We start from the raw sequence: 17,842 nt of genomic DNA, 5'->3' as shown, positions 1-17,842 counted from the left end.
ACGCTCGTCAGACCTTCAGTGCCTCGTACGTCACACCCGTGAGCTGCTCCGAGGCGGACCAAAGCCGCTCCCCCATCGCGTCGTTGAGGGTCCAGGGTGCCCGCCAGGACGGCGCGGGCGCCCCGCGCCACCCCGCGAACGACGGGCCGGTGAAGGAGTCGGGGCGCACCTCGGGAGCGGTCGCGGCGTACAGGACGGGCAGGGCGCCGGCCTCCGCCGGCTGCGCGAGGACCCTGTTTCCGAGCTCCACGATCCGCTCGGCGGCGCGGCGCCCCTCCATCCGCACCCCGGCGGTCTGCAGATTGGTGGCCGCGTACCCCGGATGGGCGGCGGCTGCGAGCACCTCCGACCCGTGCGCCGCCAGCCTGCGAGTCAGCTCGTGCGTGAAGAGCAGGTTGGCGGTCTTGGAGCGCGCGTAGGCGATCCAACGGCGGTAGCGGCGCTCGCCGTTGAGGTCGTGGATGTCGATGTTGGCGAGGGCGTGCATGCCGCTGGAGACCGTCACCACCCGCGCGCCGGGCGTGCCGAGCAGCGTCGGCAGGAGGAGCCCGGTGAGCGCGAAGTGCCCGAGGTGGTTGACGCCGAACTGCGTCTCGAACCCGTCCGCCGTCGTCCCGTACGGCAGCGCCATCACCCCGGCGTTGTTGACCAGCAGATCGAGCCGCTCGTACGGGAACCAGGCCGCGAAGTCCCTTACGGAGCCGAGGTCCCCGAGGTCCAGCCGCCCGAGCTCCACCTCGGCGCCCGGCAGTTCGGCGGCCAGTCGGTCCCCGGCCTCGGCACCCCGTGCCTCGCTCCGGCACGCGAGCACCACCCGCGCCCCCTTGCGCGCCAGCTCGCGGGCCGTGACGTACCCGAGCCCGCTGTTGGCGCCGGTGACCACGACGACGCGCCCCCGCTGATCGGGGATGTCGCTCGTGTTCCAGTCGGCCATGGCCCAGCTCCCTCCGCAGACGGACAAGTGGAGTGGCCTCAGCCTAGGCGTCCCGCGCAGTCGTCGGGGTCGCTGAGGCTCGTGTCCAGGTAGAACCACTCGGCGGTGGGGCTCGGCGCCGGGGCGGGTGCCTCGGCCGTCGCGGGCGCCTCGGCCATGGCGGGTGCCTCCACCGGGGCGCTCTCCTCGACGGGGGCAGCGGCGCGGCGGCGCCTGGGGAGCGGCGCTGTGCGGTAGCCCCGCGACCCGTGGCGGTAGCCCTGACGGAACGACTCCGCCGCGCCCGCCGCGCCCGCCGGGGGCGACGCAGGCGGCCTTGCCTCCTCCCAAGAGCCCGACGTCCTCGCCTCCTCCCAGGAGCCCGGCGCCGATGCTTCGGTCCAGGACCCTGGGGCCGCCGCTTGCGCCCAAGCCCCCGACGCGGAGGTCATCGCCCCGGCCCCGGAATCCCGCGCGGACGGTGTGTCCGCGCCCCCGGAACCCGGCGCGGACGCCATCGCCCCGGCCCGGCCGACGGGCCCAGTCTCCGCGGGCCCCGCCTTCGCCGGCCCCGGCATCAGCAGCTCCACCCGCAGCCCCAGCCCCCGCTGCTGCGCGGTGAAGTCCTCGACCTGGTTGCGGCAGGCGTGGTCCAGATGGGTCACCCCGGTCAGATCCAGCCGGATCCGTGGCCTGCCCGACGCGGCGGCGGCCTCCAGTGCCTCGATCACCTGCGGCAGCCGCAGGAAGGTGGCGTTGCCGGCCATGACGACCTTGGCCGTGTCCTCGTCGAGGTGCTGCCTGATGACCGTCTGCGACATGCGCAGCGCCGCCAGCACGATCCCGGCGGCGAGCCCGATCAGGACGCCTTCGAGCAGCGCGGTCGCCACGATGACCAGCGTGGTGAGGGTCATGACGGCGAACTCGCCCCGGTCCTGGCGCCACATCTTCGGGAACTCCTCGGGCGCGAACAGCTTCCAGCCGCTGTGCACGAGGACCCCGGCCAGTACCGAGATCGGGATCAGCGCGAGGACCTGGGGCAGCAGCAGCGCGAAGGCGAGCAGCCACAGGCCGTGCAGGACGCGGGAGAGCCGGGTCGTGGCGCCCGCCTGCACGTTCGCCGAACTGCGTGCGACGACCGCGGTGATGGGGAGCGCCCCGAGGATGCCGGCCACGGTGTTGCCGGCGCCCTGAGCGATGAGTTCGGCGTTGTAACGGGTGCGCGGCCCGCTGTGCATCCGGTCCACGGCGGCGGCGGTGAACAGGCTCTCCGCCGACGCGATGACCGTGAAGGTGAGGACGGACGAGATGATCGCCGCGTCCGCCAGCCCCGCGAACTGCTCGGGTCCCGGCATCCGCACGGCGGCCGGCAGATTCCCGACCTGGAGGGTCTTCACGTTCACGCCGGGCAGCGCGGCCACCGCGATGCCGATGCCGACGGCGACGAGCGCGGCCGGGATCTTCTTGACCGGGCCCGGCATCTTCTTCCACAGAAAGCTCAGCACGATGGTGACGATGCCGAGCAGGGCGGCGATGGCGGCCTGGGGATGAGTGACCGTTTCGCCGAGCAGTCCGGGAATCCCGGCCATGTTCTCGATGGGGGTGCCGGGGGCCTTGGTGTCGGCCATCGGGTACGCCTGGCTGAACATCAGCGGCAGTCCGATGCCGGCCAGCATGCCCTGGACGACGGCGAGGGAGATCGCCTGGAACAGTCGCCCGAGCCGGACCAGTCCGAGGACGATCTGAAGGATGCCGGAGCCCAGGACGATCACGCCGAGCATGGCCACCCCGTGCTCCAGGACGGTCTCCGAGACGAGCGCGGCGAGCCCGGCGGCGGGTCCGCTGACCTGGAGGGTGCTGCCCCGGGCGGCCCCCACCACCAGCCCGCCGATCACCCCGGAGATGATCCCCAGCTCGGCCGGGACGCCGGACGCGACGGCGACCCCGATGCACAGGGGCAGGGCGACGAGGAAGACGACGAGGGAGGCGGTGATCTCCGTACCGAGGTCAGCCTTCGCCCCCGCCTTCGGGGCGGTCCTCGTGGCTGTCTCCGGCACGGTCTCCGTGGCCGCGTCGGTAGCGGTCTTCGTGGCCGTCTTCGTCGCCGTCTTCGTCACCGTCTTCGCGGCCGTCCTGGTGTGCGCCGGAACGCGGCCACGCGCATGCGACCCGCTCATCCGGCGTGCACCCGGAAGCGCCCGTCGTCGTCCAGCTCGTACACCTGGCCGGTGTCGACCTCGTAGTACCAGCCGTGCAGCCGCAGCAGGCCCGTCTCCAGCCGCTGCCGCACCACCGGGTAACTCCGCAGCGTGGAGAGCTGGTTGACGATGTTGCACTGCGCCACGTCGGGCAGCGACGGGTCGTCGCAGGCCGTGCCGAGCATCGGCGCGAGGTCCGGGCGGGCCAGCTCCAGCCAGGCGTCCACGCCCGGCAGCATGGACAGGTCGTCGCCGGACTTCAGCGCTCCCATCGCCCCGCAGTGTGAGTGACCGCACACCACGACATTCTGAACTCCGAGCACCTCCAGCGCGTACTCGATGGTGGCGGCCTCGCCTGAGGCCCCGTGCTGTCCGTGCGGCGGAACGATGTTTCCCGCGTTCCGCAGCTCGAATATCTCTCCGGGCCGTGCGCCTGTGATCAGGGCGGGTATGACCCGTGAGTCCGAACAGGTGATGAAGAGCGCCTCGGGATATTGCCCCTCGGCCAGTTTCCGGTATTCACCGCTCTCGAAATCGACCTGCCGCTTGAACGACCGGGCATGGTCAAGCAATTCCTTCACGACACCTCCTGAACAGGGAGTTCGACCAGGTGGTGCCACCGTAGAGGGGTCATGACCAGACGAAGGTTAAGCCAACACTAAAGCGCCGCCAGGAATAGTCCATTCTTTGTCCGGCCTCGCCCGGCGCACCTTCTTCTTGTAGCGTGTCAACTTCACAGCTCAACTCCACAGCTCAACTCCACCGCACGGAAATGGAATTGTTCGTGCGGTCCGGCCAAGTCAAGGAGAGACGCGACGTATGGGCCTACGAGTGCTGCTCATCGAGGACGACGAGACAATCGCCGAACCACTCGCCGAAGGGCTCGGGCACTTCGGACTGACGGTTGATCACGTCGCCACGGGCACCGAGGGCCTGAGAGGTCCGTACGGGGATGTCGTCCTGCTCGACCTCGGGTTGCCGGACATGGACGGCATCGACGTCTGCCGGGGCATCCGGCAGGTCTCCGGCGTCCCCATCGTCATCCTCAGCGCGCGGGGCGAGGAGGCCGACCGGGTGCTGGGCCTGGAGCTCGGCGCCGACGACTACTTGGCGAAACCTTTCAGCATGCGGGAGCTGGTGGCCCGGGTGCGGGCGGTGACACGGCGAACACAGCGCGCCCGACCGGCCCACGAGCCCACACCGCCGACACCGACATCGACACCGTCGCCGCCCCCGGCACCTTCGTACGAGCCCACGTCCGCCCCCGCGTACCAAACCGCACCCCCGCCGTCGCACGAACCGGCACCGCGGCCCTCGTACGAGCCCCCGCCGCACCCCGCCCCCGGACCCGGCCCGCTCGTCGTGGACCGCAGGACCCGCCAGGTCTGGGTCGGCGAGCAGCCCGTCGTGCTCACCCCGAAGGAGTTCGAACTGCTCGCGCTGCTCACCGAGGACCCGGGCGCCGTGTACTCGCGGCAGCAGATCCTCGACCGCGTGTGGGATCCGCACTACCAGGGCCCGACCAAGACGCTCGACGTCCATGTCGCCACGCTGCGGCGGAAGTTGGGCCACCCGGCGTGGATCCAGACGCTGCGTGGAGTGGGTTTCCGGCTGGCCGTGCACACCGAGCCGAGCAGGCGGCGGCATCAGCAGGTGGCCTACCCGTGACCCGTCGGCTGCTGCTCAGCTACCTCAGCCTCGCCGCCCTCGTCCTGCTCTGCCTGGAGATACCGCTGGGCTTCGTCTACTCGCGGGGCGAACGGGAACGGGTCGTGGGCAAGGCGAGGGACGAGTCCGAGTCCGTGTCCATGTACGCCTCGCTGTCCATCACCGCGGGCCGGGCCGAGCGGGACCTGCCCGACCGGGCCGCCCACTGCGCCGAGCGCATCGGCGGCAAGGTGGTGATCGTGGACGAGTCCGGCGGCCTGCTGGCCACGTCGCACCCGCTGTCCACCGCCGAGGTGCGGGGACTCGCCGCCCGCCCCGGCATCGCGGCCGCGCTGCGCGGCACGTCGACGGTGGACGTACGGACGTCCACGATCGGCGGTGTGCAGTACCTGTCCGTCGCGGCCCCGGTCCGGCACGGCGCGTACCGGCAGGGCGCCGTGTGGATCACGCTTCCCACGCGGACGGTGCACTCCAGAGTGCACCACGTCTGGCTGCTGCTGGCGCTGGGCGGGCTCGCGGTGCTCACCGCGGTCGCGGTCGTGGGCTTCGCGATCGCCCGCTGGACGGGCCACCCGATCCGCGAACTCGAGCGCGCCACACACCAGTTGGCCGACGGCGGCACGGCGACGCCCGTGGCGGTCACCACGGGACCGCCGGAGGTGCGCAGTCTGGCGGCCACGTTCAACCGCACCGCGGCCCGCCTGGAACATCTGCTGGCATCGCAGCGCGCCTTCGCCGGGGAGGCCTCGCACCAGCTGAAGACCCCGCTGGCGGCGCTGCGGCTGCGCCTGGAGAACCTGGAGTCCGGGATGGCGCCGCACGCCCGCCCCGGCCTGACCGCCGCGATGACGGAGACGGACCGACTGGCGCGGATGGTCGAGGGGCTGCTGGCGATGGCCCGCCTCGACGAGAGCGCGGCCACCCGCGAACCGGTCGACCTGGACCGGGTCTGCGCCGAACGGCACCGCACCTGGACCCCGCTGTTCGAGCAGCACGGCGTCCGGCTGGTCCTGCTCGGCGACCCCGCCGGACAGGTGCTGGCGGTGCCCGGGGCGATCGAGCAGATCCTGGACAACCTGCTGTCGAACGCGCTGAGGGTGGCGCCGTCGGGCTCCGCGGTCACCCTCGACGTACGCCGCCCGCCGGCCCCGGAGCGCCGCTTCCACCACCGCCCGCCGGACCCGTCCCGGCCGTCGCGGGTCGCCCTCCACGTCATGGACGAGGGACCGGGCATGACCGAGGAACAGCGCCGCCGCGCCTTCGACCGCTTCTGGCGCGCCCCCGACGCGCCCAAGGGCGGTACGGGCCTGGGCCTGGCCCTGGTCCAGCGGCTGACCCACGCGAGCGGCGGCGAGGTCGAGCTGCGGCCGGCGCGGCGCGGGGGCCTCGACGCGGTGGTCCGCCTGCCGTCCGCGCGACCGCCCGCCCACAGCCACCCCTCCGGCAGAGAGGGCCGGCGCCGCCGCGGGGCTCCGGCCGTGCCGGCCTGAGCGTCTCCGACGTCGGCCACTCGCAGGCGGCCCACGCCGAAGGGGCGGCACCCCCGCACAAGGGTGCCGCCCCTTCGTCTTGCACGCCGGAGCCGTCGCCGTGTCGGTGAGGGTCAGGTGACCGACAAGGGCTCCGGAGCCTTTACCGGTGGTCGCTTCCCGCCGACTGCGAGGCCGCGCGCCCCGCCTCCAGGCGGGCCACCGGAATCCGGAACGGCGAGCAGGACACGTAGTCGAGGCCGACCTCGTGGAAGAAGTGGACCGACTCCGGGTCGCCGCCGTGCTCGCCGCACACGCCCAGCTTCAGGTCGGGCCGCGTCGCCCGGCCCGCGACCGCCGCGTCGCGGACCAGCTTGCCCACGCCGTCCTTGTCGATCGTCTCGAACGGGGAGACACCGAAGATGCCCTTCTCCAGGTACGCGGTGAAGAAGGAGGCCTCCACGTCGTCCCGGCTGAAGCCCCACACCGTCTGCGTCAGGTCGTTCGTGCCGAAGGAGAAGAACTCGGCCGCCTCGGCGATCTGACCGGCCGTGAGCGCGGCGCGCGGCAGCTCGATCATCGTGCCGATGGCCAGCTTCAGCTCCGTACCCGTCGCCGCCTGCACCTCCGCGATGACCTGGTCCGCCTCGTCGCGCACGATCTCCAGCTCCTGGACCGTGCCCACCAGCGGGATCATGATCTCGGCCCGCGGGTCGCCCTTCGCGGCCTTCCGCTCCGCCGCCGCCTCCGCGATCGCCCGCACCTGCATGGTGAACAGGCCGGGGATGACCAGGCCGAGACGGACACCGCGCAGGCCCAGCATCGGGTTCTGCTCGTGCAGCCGGTGCACCGCCTGGAGCAGGCGCAGGTCGTTCTCGTTGGAGTCCTTGCGGGACTCGGCGAGCGCGACACGGACCGACAGCTCCGTGATGTCCGGCAGGAACTCGTGCAGCGGCGGGTCCAGGAGCCGGACCGTCACCGGCAGGCCGTCCATCGCCTCGAACAGCTCGATGAAGTCCTTCTTCTGGAGCGGGAGCAGTTCCTTGAGGGACTCCTCGCGCTCCGCGTCCGTGTCGGCGAGGATCAGGCGCTCGACCAGCTCCCGGCGGTCGCCCAGGAACATGTGCTCCGTGCGGCACAGGCCGATGCCCTGCGCCCCGAAGCGGCGCGCCCGCAGCGCGTCCTCCGCGTTGTCCGCGTTCGCCCGCACCCGCAGCCGGCGCTTGCGGTCCGCGAACGCCATGATCCGGTGCACCGCCGCCACCAGCTCGTCGGCGTCGTCGGCACCCGCGTGCATCCGGCCCTCGAAGTACTCCACCACGGGGGAGGGCACGACCGGCACCTCACCCAGGTACACCTTGCCGCTCGAACCGTCGATGGAGACGACGTCGCCCTCCTCGACCACGACACCGCCGGGAGCCGTCATCCGGCGCCGCTTCGTGTCGACCTCGAGCTCCTCCGCACCGCACACACAGGTCTTGCCCATGCCCCGGGCCACGACGGCCGCGTGCGACGTCTTGCCGCCGCGCGAGGTCAGGATGCCCTCCGCCGCGATCATGCCGTCCAGGTCGTCCGGGTTCGTCTCCCGGCGGATCAGGATGACCTTCTCGCCCGAACGCGACCACTTGATCGCCGTGTACGAGTCGAAGACCGCCTTGCCGACCGCGGCGCCCGGCGACGCCGCGATGCCCCGGCCGATCTGCTCGACCTTCGCCTGGTCGTCGAAGCGCGGGAACATCAGCTGCGCGAGCTGGGCGCCGTTGACCCGCTGGAGCGCCTCCGCCTCGTCGATCAGGCCCTGGTCCACCAGCTGCGTCGCGATCCGGAAGGCCGCGCCCGCCGTGCGCTTGCCGACGCGGGTCTGGAGCATCCACAGCTGGCCGCGCTCGATGGTGAACTCGATGTCGCAGAGGTCCTTGTAGTGGTTCTCCAAGGTCGCCATGATCTGCATCAGCTGGTCGTACGACTTCTTGTCGATCTGCTCCAGCTCGGCGAGCGGGACCGTGTTGCGGATGCCCGCGACCACGTCCTCGCCCTGGGCGTTCTGGAGGTAGTCGCCGTAGACGCCCTGGTGGCCGGAGGCGGGGTCCCGGGTGAAGGCCACACCCGTGCCCGAGTCGGGGCCCAGGTTGCCGAAGACCATCGAACAGACGTTGACCGCCGTGCCGAGGTCGTGCGGGATGCGCTCCTGACGGCGGTAGAGCTTGGCGCGGTCGGTGTTCCAGGAGTCGAAGACCGCGTGGATGGCGAGGTCCATCTGCTCGCGCGCGTCCTGCGGGAAGTCCCGGCCCGCCTCGGTCTTGACGATCTTCTTGAACTTGGTGACGAGCCTCTTGAGGTCGGCCGCCTCGAGGTCCGTGTCGATCGTGACCTTCTTGGCCGCCTTCGCCGCCTCCAGCGCGTCCTCGAAGAGTTCGCCGTCGACGCCGAGGACCGTCTTGCCGAACATCTGGATGAGGCGGCGGTACGAGTCCCACGCGAAGCGGTCGTCGCCGGCCTGCTTGGCCAGGCCCTGCACCGACTTGTCGGAGAGGCCGATGTTCAGGACCGTGTCCATCATGCCCGGCATGGAGAACTTCGCACCGGAACGGACGGACACCAGGAGCGGGTCGTCGGCCTGGCCGAGCTTCTTGCCCATCTTCGCCTCGAGGGCGTCGAGGTGCGCACTCACCTCGTCACGCAGTGCCGCCGGCTCCTCGCCACTGTCGAGGTAGGTCTTGCACGCCTCAGTGGTGATCGTGAAGCCCGGAGGGACGGGAAGGCCCAGGTTGGTCATCTCGGCGAGGTTCGCACCCTTGCCGCCGAGGAGGTCCTTGAGGTCCTTGTTGCCCTCGGTGAAGTCATAAACGAACTTCACGCCCGCGACGCCGCTCTCGGCTACGTCAGCTACCTGGGGATCTTTGTTTTCCGACACGGGTCTCGACTCCTCGAGGACGCGGTGGCTGCCCTGACGGCGAGGAACATACCCAGATCGAAGGCACCTGGGTACGTCCACTTGCGCGTCATGCGCCTGTAACCACTCGTCCGCCACCAGATCGAAAGTCAAGGATCTGCCGCGAACTTCCCGTCGATGCGTTCACTTCTTGAACGAATCAACGCCCGTAGACTGCGAGTATTCGCTCACATGAGCGCCCATCTCTTCGTCTGAGTTAAGATCATGAATGATCGAGCAGTGGCACTGAGTGCCACCCCTCCGAGAAGTACAGTCAGCCAAGAACCGCTCATCTGAGCGCAACCCCTATCAAGGGTGGCAAGAATCACGCCGTTTGAGGCGGCGCGATTTCACCATGCGGACCGGTTCACGGACGGAAACACGCCCGTCATACGCCCCCGAGTCCCCCCGCGGAGGCCGGTCACACGCCCAGCGCGAGCAGCCGCTCCTCGACCCGCTCCGGCGCGTACAAGTGCTCCACGACCAGCGCGCCCGCCCCGATCAGCCCCGCCCGGTCCCCCAGCCGGGAGGTCACCACGTCCAGATGAGCGGTGGAGCGCGGCAGAGCCCGCTGGTACAGCAGTTCCCGTACGCCCGTGAGGAAGGGTGTTCCGGCCAAATCCCCGGCGATCATCAGGACCCCGGGATTCAGCAGCGTCACGACGGTCGCGAGAACGTCGCCGACCCGGCGCCCGGCCTCCCGGGCGAGCGCCACCGCCTCGGGATGCCCGGCGGTCAGCAGCTCGCGCACATCCGAGCCCGACGCGGCCGGCACCCCCGCCTCGGCCAGCCGCGCGGCGACGGCGCCCCCGCTCGCGACGGCGGCCAGGCAGCCGTAAGAACCGCACCGGCACAGCGCGTCGGTGCCCTCGGGCACCCGGATGTGGCCGATGTCCCCGGCGCCGCCGTCGATGCCCCGGTAGATGGTGCCGCCGACGACCACGCCCGCGCCGATCCCGGTGGAGACCTTGACCAGCGCGAACGCCGAGCAGTCCGGGTAGGCGGTGCGCTGTTCCCCGTACGCCATCAGGTTGGCGTCGTTGTCGACCAGGACGGGGACGTCCGCCCGGCCGTGCGCGTGCTCGGCGAAGGCCCGGCCCAGGCGGCCCCTTATGTCGTAGCCGTCCCAGCCCGGCATGATCGGCGGCTGGACGACCCGGCCCGTGTCGCGGTCGACCGGTCCGGGGACCGCGAGCCCGATGCCGCACACCTCGTCCGCCGGCCGGCCCGCCTTCCGCAGCAGCTCGGCGAACCAGTGGCCGAGCTCGCCGAGCACGGCGTCCGGGCCGTCGCCCAGGACCAGGAGCCCGGCCTGCTCGGCCAGGATCTCGCCGGTGAGGGAGAGGACCGCGGCGCGGGCGTGGCGGGTGTCGAGGTCGGCGGTCAGGACGACCGCGTGGGCGTCGTCGAACTCCAGAGTGATCGAGGGGCGGCCGCCGAGCGGGGAGTCCACCGGTCCGCCCGCGCCCTCGCGCAGCCAGCCCGCCCGGAAGAGGCGGTCCAGGCGCTGGCCGACCGTGGCCCGCGACAGGCCCGTGGCCTGCTGGAGCGCACCACGGGTCGTGGCACGACCGCTGCGCACCAGTTCGAGCAGATCCCCGGCGCTGGCCTGATTGCCCACTCGTCCGGCCCTTCCGTTCATGCACACCCTCTTGCGTTCACCAACTCTGCATTACATATTGAGTTTTGCGTGTTAAATAGACGTAACCCTACGGTAGCTACTGCCGAACCGCCTGGCCGGACGTCTTCGGGGAGACCTGAGTGGACCGCACAACCCAACTCACCGCCCGCCGTACGGACCTCACGGGTCCCGGGCGCACCTCCGGCCCACCCCCCGCACCCGGTGCGGGTGAGATCGTCCGGTCCGAGCCCGATGTATACGATCCGGCCTCAGCCGTGCGGACGGCAGGACAGGCGCGGACCGCCGGACCGGTGCGGTCGGCGGCTTCGCTGCACCTCAGGGCGGCCCGGGTGCTGGAGGACAACTGGACGGGCGCGTCCACCGTGCCCTCGCGCGGCCTGTACCCGCACCAGTGGTCATGGGACTCGGCGTTCATCTCGATCGGCCTGCGCCATCTGTCTCCCCTGCGGGCGCAGACGGAGCTGGACACGCTGCTCGGCGCCCAGTGGGGCGACGGCCGGATCCCGCACATCGTCTTCAACCCCTCCGTGCCGCTGGACGCGTACTTCCCGAGCCCCGACTTCTGGCGTTCCTCGACCGCGGGGCGCGCCGCGGGCGCCCCGCGCACCGTACAGACCTCGGGCATCGTGCAGCCACCGGTGCACGCGCTCGCGGCCTGGCTGGTGCACCTGTCCGACCCCGGGCTGTCCCGGTCGCGCGGCTTCCTGTCCCGGGTATACCCGCACCTCGCGGCCTGGCACCGCTATCTGCTGCACCGGCGTGACCTGGGCGGCGGCGGGCTCGTGTCGGTGGTCCACCCCTGGGAGCAGGGCATGGACAACAGCCCGACCTGGGACGAGCCGCTCTCGCGCGTCACCCCGGCCCCGGCCCGCTCCTTCCGCCGCGCCGACCTCGACCACGGCGCCGCCGAGGACCGGCCGACGGATCTGGACTACGGGCGGTATGTGCGCCTGGCCACCGACTACCGCGACGGGGAGTACGCCGACGGGCGCGGGGAGTTCGCGGTCGAGGACCCCGCGTTCAACGCGCTGCTGATCGCGTCGGAGCACGCGCTGGCCCGCATAGCCTGCGAGCTGGGGGCGGCCGGCACGGCTCGTCACACGCGGGCGGAGCGCCTGACGGCGGCCCTGGTGGACCGGCTGTGGGACCCGGCGGAGGGGATGTTCTTCTGCCGGGACGTGCGCACCGGCGACCTCGTTCCCGAACGAAGCGTCGCCGGGCTGATCCCGCTGCTGCTGCCCGCCCTCCCCCGCGACATCGCCGCCGCCCTCGTAGGTACCGCCTGCGGGCCGCACTTCGGTCTCGGTGACACCACCCGGCTCGTGCCCAGTTACGACCTCACCGGTGAGGCCTTCGATCCGCACCGGTACTGGCGCGGGCCCGCCTGGTTCAACACCAACTGGCTGCTGGAGCGCGGGCTGCGGCTGCACGGGGAGCGGGGGCGGGCCGACGCGCTGCGGGACGCGGCGCTGCGGACCGCCGACGCGTCCGGGTTCGCCGAGTACGTGGACCCGTACACCGGTGAGGCGTGCGGGGCGCTCGGCTTCAGCTGGACCGCCGCGCTCGCGCTCGATCTGCTGCACGAGCCGCACGAGCCCGACGAGCCCCTCGGACACGACGTGTCCCCCATGGGCATCGGCACGTTTCGGCACGAGTGACATGAATGACATGAGGGGCATGAGGGACATGAAGGACATGGGAGGGGACCGGGGATGACGGACCGGCATCATCTGCTCGTGCACGGCGGGACGTTCGCCGCAGTGGGCGACGGCGGGGACATCAGCGGGGTGCGGGGCGGCGGTTCCGGTTCACCGGACGGGTTGTTCGTCCGGGACGCCCGGCACCTCAGCCGCTGGCAGCTCACCGTCGACGGCGCGGTGCCCGAGGCGCTCTCGCCGGTCAGGGCCGGGGACACGGCCCGCTGCGTGCTCGTACCGCGCGGTGGCCGTCAGGAGCCGCCCGCGTACACCTTCTTCCGAGAACAGGCCGTCACCGAGGGCGCGTTCGTCGAGTCGCTGCGCGTCACCAGCAACCGCCCGGCGCCGACGACGGTCCGTATCGCGGTCACCGCGGACGCCGACTTCACCGACCAGTTCGAGCTGCGGTCCGACCACCGCACGTACAGCAAGGCCGGCGCGGTGCGCTCCCGCCAGGTCCTCGACGACGGCGTGGAGTTCAGCTATCAGCGCGGCGAGTGGCGGTCCGGTACGAGGGTCACCTCCGAGCCCGCCCCCGACGGCGTGGAGGAGACGGGCACGGGCGCCCGTCGCCTCGTCTGGACGCTGGACCTCGAACCGCACGGTTCCGCGGAGCTGTCGCTGCGGGTCGCCGCCCGTCCGCACGGCGCGGCGCACCCGGCGGAGGTGCCGGCCTCGCCCGCCGACGCCAGTGCCCGGCTCCTCGCGCTGGAAGGGGAGTTCCTGGGCGGCGTGCCCTTCCCGACGGGCTGGCCGGAGCTGGCCGCGGCCTGTGCGCGCGGCCTGTCCGACCTCGCCGCGCTCCAGGTCCCGGCGACGGGCCCGGACGGTGAGGAGCTGCGCGTCCCCGCGGCCGGCGCCCCCTGGTTCCTCACGCTGCTGGGCCGCGACGCGCTGCTCACCTCCCTCTTCGCACTCCCCTACCGGCCGCAGCTCGCCGCCGCCACGCTGCCCGCGCTCGCCGCGACGCAGGCGACCGAGGTCGGCGTGGGATCGGTGGCCCAGCCCGGCAAGATCGTGCACGAGGTGCGGCACGGGGAGCTGGCGCACTTCGGGCAGGTGCCGTTCGGGCGCTACTACGGCTCGGTGGACGCCACTCCGCTGTTCCTCGTCCTGCTCGGCGCGTACGTCGAACAGACCGGTGACGTGGCACTCGCCCGCCGCCTCGAGCCCAACGCCCGCGCGGCGGTCGGCTGGATGCTCGACCACGGCGGGCTCACCTCCCGCGGCTATCTCGTCTACCGCGCCGACGGGGGCGGCCTCGCCAACCAGAACTGGAAGGACTCCCCCGGCGCGATCTGTTCCGCCGACGGCAGCCGGGCCACCGGCGCGGTGACCGCGGCGGGTGCGCAGGGGTACGCGTACGACGCGCTGCGCCGCACCGCCCAGCTGGCGCGCACTGTGTGGGGCGACGAGGTGTACGCGGCGCTGCTCGAACAGGCGGCCGGGGATCTGCGCGACCGCTTCCAGCGGGACTTCTGGATGCCCGAACAGGGTTTCCCCGCGCTGGCGTTGGACGGCGAGGGCCGCCAGGTGGACGCGCTCGCCTCGGACGCGGGGCATCTGCTCTGGTCCGGGCTGCTGGACAAGGAGTACGGCGAAATGGTCGGCCGGCGTCTGCTGGAACCGGACTTCTTCTCGGGCTGGGGGGTGCGGACGCTGGCCGCGGACCAGGCGGCGTACCACCCGTTGTCGTACCACCGGGGTTCGGTGTGGCCGCACGACAACGCGCTGATCACGCTGGGGCTCGCGCGGTACGGGCTGCACGACGAGGCCCGTACGGTCGCCCACGCGCTGGTCGACGCGGCGACGGCGGCGGGCCACCGGCTTCCCGAGGTCCTCGCCGGGTACGGGCGCGACACGCATGCGGAGCCGGTGCCGTACCCGCACGCGTGCGTGCGGGAGTCACGGTCGGCGGCAGCGCCGTTGGCGCTGCTCACGGCGGTCGGGGGCGCGTAGCGCCGGACCGGCGGGCGGAGCCGGTCGGGTGCCGGTCCGGTCGCCGGTCCGGGTGGTTGACGAGGCGTTTGCCGGGTGTTTGCCGAGTGGTGGCCGGAGGGGGTTGAACGCACCTCTTCGGCCTGCCGTACGGGATGACGGCGGGTCCAGCCTCCCCAGCGTGAGCCGCCGCTCCATCTCGGGCTTCGCATGGAAGGACCCTCGGGTTGCCTCTCTTCACGCGCTCCAATCAGACACCGGACAGGGCCGGGGCAGCCACGGACGAGGGTCTGCCGTCGGCGGACGCCGAGGATGCGACGCCGGAGGAACCGGCGGCACCGCCGTCCGACGCCACCGCCGGGAAGCCCGAGCCCGAGCCGGAGGGCGCGGGGGCCGTGGCACAGGCTGCCCCGCGCACCCGCCGAGCCCGACTCCGTGCCCGCCACCCCGTAGCCGCCCGCGTTCTCTCCTGGGCCGTGACCCTGCTCGCCGGTGCGCTGGTAGTCGTCGCGCTGCTGCTGCCCAACAAGCCCGCCGACTTCCGGCCCTCCGAGTTCGCCCGTATCCCGGTGGAGGCGTTGCTCGGGGCCGCCGTGCTCATCGCGCTGCCGCGCAGGCCGCGGCTGTTCGCGGCGGTGCTCGGCGGGCTGAGCCTCGGCGTGCTCACCCTGCTGAACCTCCTCGACATCGGCTTCAACGAATTCCTCGGCCGCGGCTTCAACGTCGTACTCGACTGGTCCCTCCTCGGCGACGCCCAGTCGTACCTCAAGGACTCGGCCGGCGAGGCGGGCGCGCTCGGCGCCACGGTCGCCGTCGTCGTCCTCGTGCTCGCCGTGCCGGCCGTGATGGCGTGGGCGGTCGTCAGGCTCGGCAACCTCATGGCCCGGCACACCGCCATCACCACCCGGGCCACCCTGGTCCTCAGCACGGTCTGGATGACCTGCGCGAGCCTCAGCCTTCAGGTGGGCGGCGTGCCGATCGCCTCCGAGCACACCGCCGCCGTCGTCCGGGACCGCGCGGCGCGGGTGAAGGCGACCATCAGGGACGAGCGCGGGTTCGCCAGGGAGGCCAAGGCCGACACCTTCGGCAATACCCCCGGCAGCGAGCTGGTGCCCGATCTGCGCGGCAAGGACATCATGTTCACGTTCATCGAGAGCTACGGCCGCAGTGCCGTCGAGGACCCGATCATGTCGCCCGGCGTCGACGCCACCCTCGACGCCAAGACCAAGGAACTGGCCAAGGCCGGCTTCCACGCCAAGAGCGGCTGGCTGACGTCGGCCACGTACGGCGGCAGCAGCTGGCTGGGCCACTCCACCTTCCTGTCCGGCCTGTGGATCGACAACCAGAACCGCTACCGCACCGTCACCGCGGGCGACCACCTCACCCTCACCAGCGCCTTCAAGAAGACCGGCGACTGGCGCACGGTCGGCATCATGCCGGGTGTCCAGAAGGGCTGGCCGGAGGCGAAGTTCTACGGCCTCGACCATCTCTACGACGCCCATCACCTCGGCTACCAGGGCCCGAAGTTCAGCTGGTCGACGATGCCCGACCAGTACACGCTGGCCGCGTTCCAGCGCCTGGAGCACGGCAGGAAGCACGACAAGCCGCTGATGTCGGAGATCATCCTGACCTCCAGCCACCAGCCGTGGGCGCCCATCCCGAAGACGATTCCCGAGGACCAGGTCGGCGACGGCTCCGTCTACGACGCCGTCGAGAAGGCCGGCAAGAAGCCCGCGGACGTCTTCTACAACTCCACGAAGGTGAAGCAGGAGTACGGCAAGTCCATCCAGTACTCGGTGACCAGCCTCATCGACTACGTGGTGAAGTACGGCAACAAGAACACCGTGCTCGTCTTCCTCGGCGACCACCAGCCGATGGCCCGGGTCAGCGGCGACAAGGCCAGCCGGGACGTGCCGGTCGCGATCGTCGCCCACGACCCGAAGGTGCTGGACAAGATCACCGACTGGGGCTACTCCGACGGGCTGCGGCCCGCGCACGACGCCCCGGTCTGGAAGATGAGCTCCTTCCGCGACCGCTTCCTGACGGCGTACGGCTCCACCCCGCGCCCCTCGAAGGGCTGATCAGCCTCCGGAGGTGTCCAGCTCCGCGTCCTCGCTGATCCCCGCGCAGTCGTACGGGTCCTTCAGCCAGCCGTCCGGCAGCACCACCCGGTTGTTGCCGGACGTGCGGCCGCGGGGCCCGTCGGCGCCCAGGGGCCAGGCCTGGTCGAGGTCCAGCTCGGCGAGACCGTCGGAGAGTTCGACGAGCGAGGAGGTGATCGCGAGCCGCTTGCGCATCTCGGAGCCGACCGCGAAGCCCTTCAGGTACCAGGCCACGTGCTTGCGGAAGTCGATGACCCCACGCGCCTCGTCGCCGATCCACTCGCCGAGCAGGGTGGCGTGCCGGACCATGACGTCCGCGACCGCACGGAGCGTGGGGCGCGCACTGTCGTCCGTTCGCCCCTCGAAGGCCGCCACCAGGTCGCTGAACAGCCACGGCCGCCCCAGGCACCCGCGCCCGACCACGACTCCGTCACACCCGGTCTCACGCACCATCCGCACCGCGTCCTCGGCCGACCAGATGTCGCCGTTGCCGAGGACCGGGATCTCCGGCACATGCTCCTTGAGGCGCGCGATGGCGTCCCAGTCGGCCGTGCCGCCATAGTGCTGCGCGGCGGTGCGGCCGTGCAGGGCGATCGCGGTGACGCCCTCCTCGACGGCGATGCGTCCGGCGTCCAGATACGTGATGTGGTCGTCGTCGATGCCCTTGCGCATCTTCATGGTGACGGGGAGGTTCCCGGCCCCGCTGACGGCCTCCCGGAGGATCGCCCGCAGCAGGTTCCGCTTGTACGGAAGCGCGGACCCGCCGCCCTTCCTGGTCACCTTGGGCACCGGGCAGCCGAAGTTCAGGTCGATGTGGTCGGCGAGGCCCTCCTCCGCGATCATGCGGACGGCCTTGCCGACGGTCGCCGGGTCCACGCCGTACAGCTGGATCGAGCGCGGCTTCTCGGTCGCGTCGAAGTGGATCAGCTGCATGGTCTTCTCGTTGCGCTCGACCAGCGCCCGCGTGGTGATCATCTCGCTGACGAACAGGCCCTTGCCGCCATCGGCCGCGCCCTTGGGGGGCCGGCCCCCGGACTCCCAGCCATGGCCTTCGGCGAACCCCCGGCACAGGGTGCGGAAGGGCGCGTTCGTGATCCCGGCCATGGGGGCGAGGACGACGGGCGGCTGGACGGTGTGCGGACCGATCTGCAACGGGGAGACCATCGTGGCTGCGGGCGTGGACATTCCTCCATTGTCACGTACGACGACGCGTGCTCGGCACGAGTGGACGAAGCGTGCTCGGCACGAGATCACGACGCGTGCTCGGCACGAGATCACGTAAG

General features: G+C 71.7%; 11 protein-coding genes. 5 read left to right on the top strand and 6 right to left on the bottom strand.

Annotated elements, in window-relative coordinates; translation table 11 throughout:
• Positions 1–7 precede the first annotated feature (7 nt).
• Genes GTY58_RS29530 through GTY58_RS29520 form a run of 3 tightly spaced genes read right to left on the bottom strand, consistent with a single transcriptional unit; the run spans position 8 to position 3,692 of the window.
• Positions 8–934 (bottom strand): oxidoreductase, encoded by a 927-nt coding sequence (locus tag GTY58_RS29530; protein WP_010987061.1) that lies wholly within the window; start codon positions 932–934, stop codon positions 8–10.
• A gap of 38 nt (positions 935–972) precedes the next feature.
• Positions 973–3,090 (bottom strand): SulP family inorganic anion transporter, encoded by a 2,118-nt coding sequence (locus GTY58_RS29525; protein ID WP_010987060.1) that lies wholly within the window; start codon positions 3,088–3,090, stop codon positions 973–975.
• Positions 3,087–3,692, bottom strand: coding sequence for a carbonic anhydrase (locus GTY58_RS29520; protein ID WP_010987059.1), 606 nt, complete (start codon positions 3,690–3,692; stop codon positions 3,087–3,089). Before GTY58_RS29520 ends, GTY58_RS29525 begins: the two co-directional genes overlap by 4 nt.
• A 238-nt stretch (positions 3,693–3,930) precedes the next feature.
• Here GTY58_RS29520 and GTY58_RS29515 point away from each other — a divergent pair, with 238 nt between their 5' ends.
• Positions 3,931–4,779, top strand: a complete 849-nt coding sequence (locus tag GTY58_RS29515) for a response regulator transcription factor (RefSeq protein WP_010987058.1) — start codon at positions 3,931–3,933, stop codon at positions 4,777–4,779.
• Positions 4,776–6,269 carry a HAMP domain-containing sensor histidine kinase gene (locus GTY58_RS29510; RefSeq protein ID WP_010987057.1) on the top strand — a complete coding sequence of 498 codons (1,494 nt, stop codon included), beginning with the start codon at positions 4,776–4,778 and terminating at the stop codon, positions 6,267–6,269. Before GTY58_RS29515 ends, GTY58_RS29510 begins: the two co-directional genes overlap by 4 nt.
• A 142-nt stretch (positions 6,270–6,411) precedes the next feature.
• On the opposite strand, the gene ppdK is transcribed toward GTY58_RS29510, so the two are convergent.
• Both ppdK and GTY58_RS29500 read right to left on the bottom strand, forming a co-directional pair.
• A complete protein-coding gene (ppdK, locus tag GTY58_RS29505; RefSeq protein ID WP_010987056.1) occupies positions 6,412–9,162 on the bottom strand; it encodes a pyruvate, phosphate dikinase in 2,751 nt (916 codons plus the stop codon).
• Between the two features lie 439 nt (positions 9,163–9,601).
• Positions 9,602–10,822 (bottom strand): ROK family protein, encoded by a 1,221-nt coding sequence (locus GTY58_RS29500; protein ID WP_171033157.1) that lies wholly within the window; start codon positions 10,820–10,822, stop codon positions 9,602–9,604.
• A 290-nt stretch (positions 10,823–11,112) separates the two neighbouring features.
• On the opposite strand from GTY58_RS29500, the gene GTY58_RS29495 reads away from it, so the two are divergent.
• The 3 genes from GTY58_RS29495 to GTY58_RS29485 all read left to right on the top strand — a co-directional run bounded on the left by GTY58_RS29495 (position 11,113) and on the right by GTY58_RS29485 (position 16,538).
• Positions 11,113–12,480: a hypothetical protein gene (locus GTY58_RS29495; protein ID WP_303622216.1), complete on the top strand. Its 1,368-nt coding sequence runs from the start codon at positions 11,113–11,115 to the stop codon at positions 12,478–12,480.
• A 54-nt stretch (positions 12,481–12,534) separates the two neighbouring features.
• On the top strand, positions 12,535–14,478 hold the full coding sequence (locus GTY58_RS29490) for a glycogen debranching N-terminal domain-containing protein (RefSeq protein WP_010987053.1): 1,944 nt from the start codon (positions 12,535–12,537) through the stop codon (positions 14,476–14,478).
• A gap of 374 nt (positions 14,479–14,852) precedes the next feature.
• On the top strand, positions 14,853–16,538 hold the full coding sequence (locus GTY58_RS29485) for a hypothetical protein (protein WP_010987052.1): 1,686 nt from the start codon (positions 14,853–14,855) through the stop codon (positions 16,536–16,538).
• Here the strand turns inward: GTY58_RS29485 and dusB are convergent, their stop codons facing one another.
• Positions 16,539–17,744 carry a tRNA dihydrouridine synthase DusB gene (gene dusB / locus GTY58_RS29480; protein ID WP_010987051.1) on the bottom strand — a complete coding sequence of 402 codons (1,206 nt, stop codon included), beginning with the start codon at positions 17,742–17,744 and terminating at the stop codon, positions 16,539–16,541.
• Positions 17,745–17,842 lie beyond the last annotated feature (98 nt).

Source organism: Streptomyces sp. SID5469 (assembly GCF_009862865.1).
Lineage (GTDB): Bacteria > Actinomycetota > Actinomycetes > Streptomycetales > Streptomycetaceae > Streptomyces > Streptomyces avermitilis.
The sequence above is the reverse complement of the archived record's forward strand: the minus strand, read 5'-3'. Positions and strand labels throughout refer to the sequence as shown.

Excerpts from the sequence above, each read along its gene's own strand:
- GTY58_RS29490 (WP_010987053.1), top strand. The coding sequence starts at position 12,535 with ATGACGGACCGGCATCATCTGCTCGTGCACGGCGGGACGTTCGCCGCA.
- GTY58_RS29530 (WP_010987061.1), bottom strand. The coding sequence starts at position 934 with ATGGCCGACTGGAACACGAGCGACATCCCCGATCAGCGGGGGCGCGTC.
- GTY58_RS29515 (WP_010987058.1), top strand. The coding sequence starts at position 3,931 with ATGGGCCTACGAGTGCTGCTCATCGAGGACGACGAGACAATCGCCGAA.
- GTY58_RS29500 (WP_171033157.1), bottom strand. The coding sequence starts at position 10,822 with ATGAACGGAAGGGCCGGACGAGTGGGCAATCAGGCCAGCGCCGGGGAT.
- GTY58_RS29525 (WP_010987060.1), bottom strand. The coding sequence starts at position 3,090 with ATGAGCGGGTCGCATGCGCGTGGCCGCGTTCCGGCGCACACCAGGACG.
- dusB (WP_010987051.1), bottom strand. The coding sequence starts at position 17,744 with ATGTCCACGCCCGCAGCCACGATGGTCTCCCCGTTGCAGATCGGTCCG.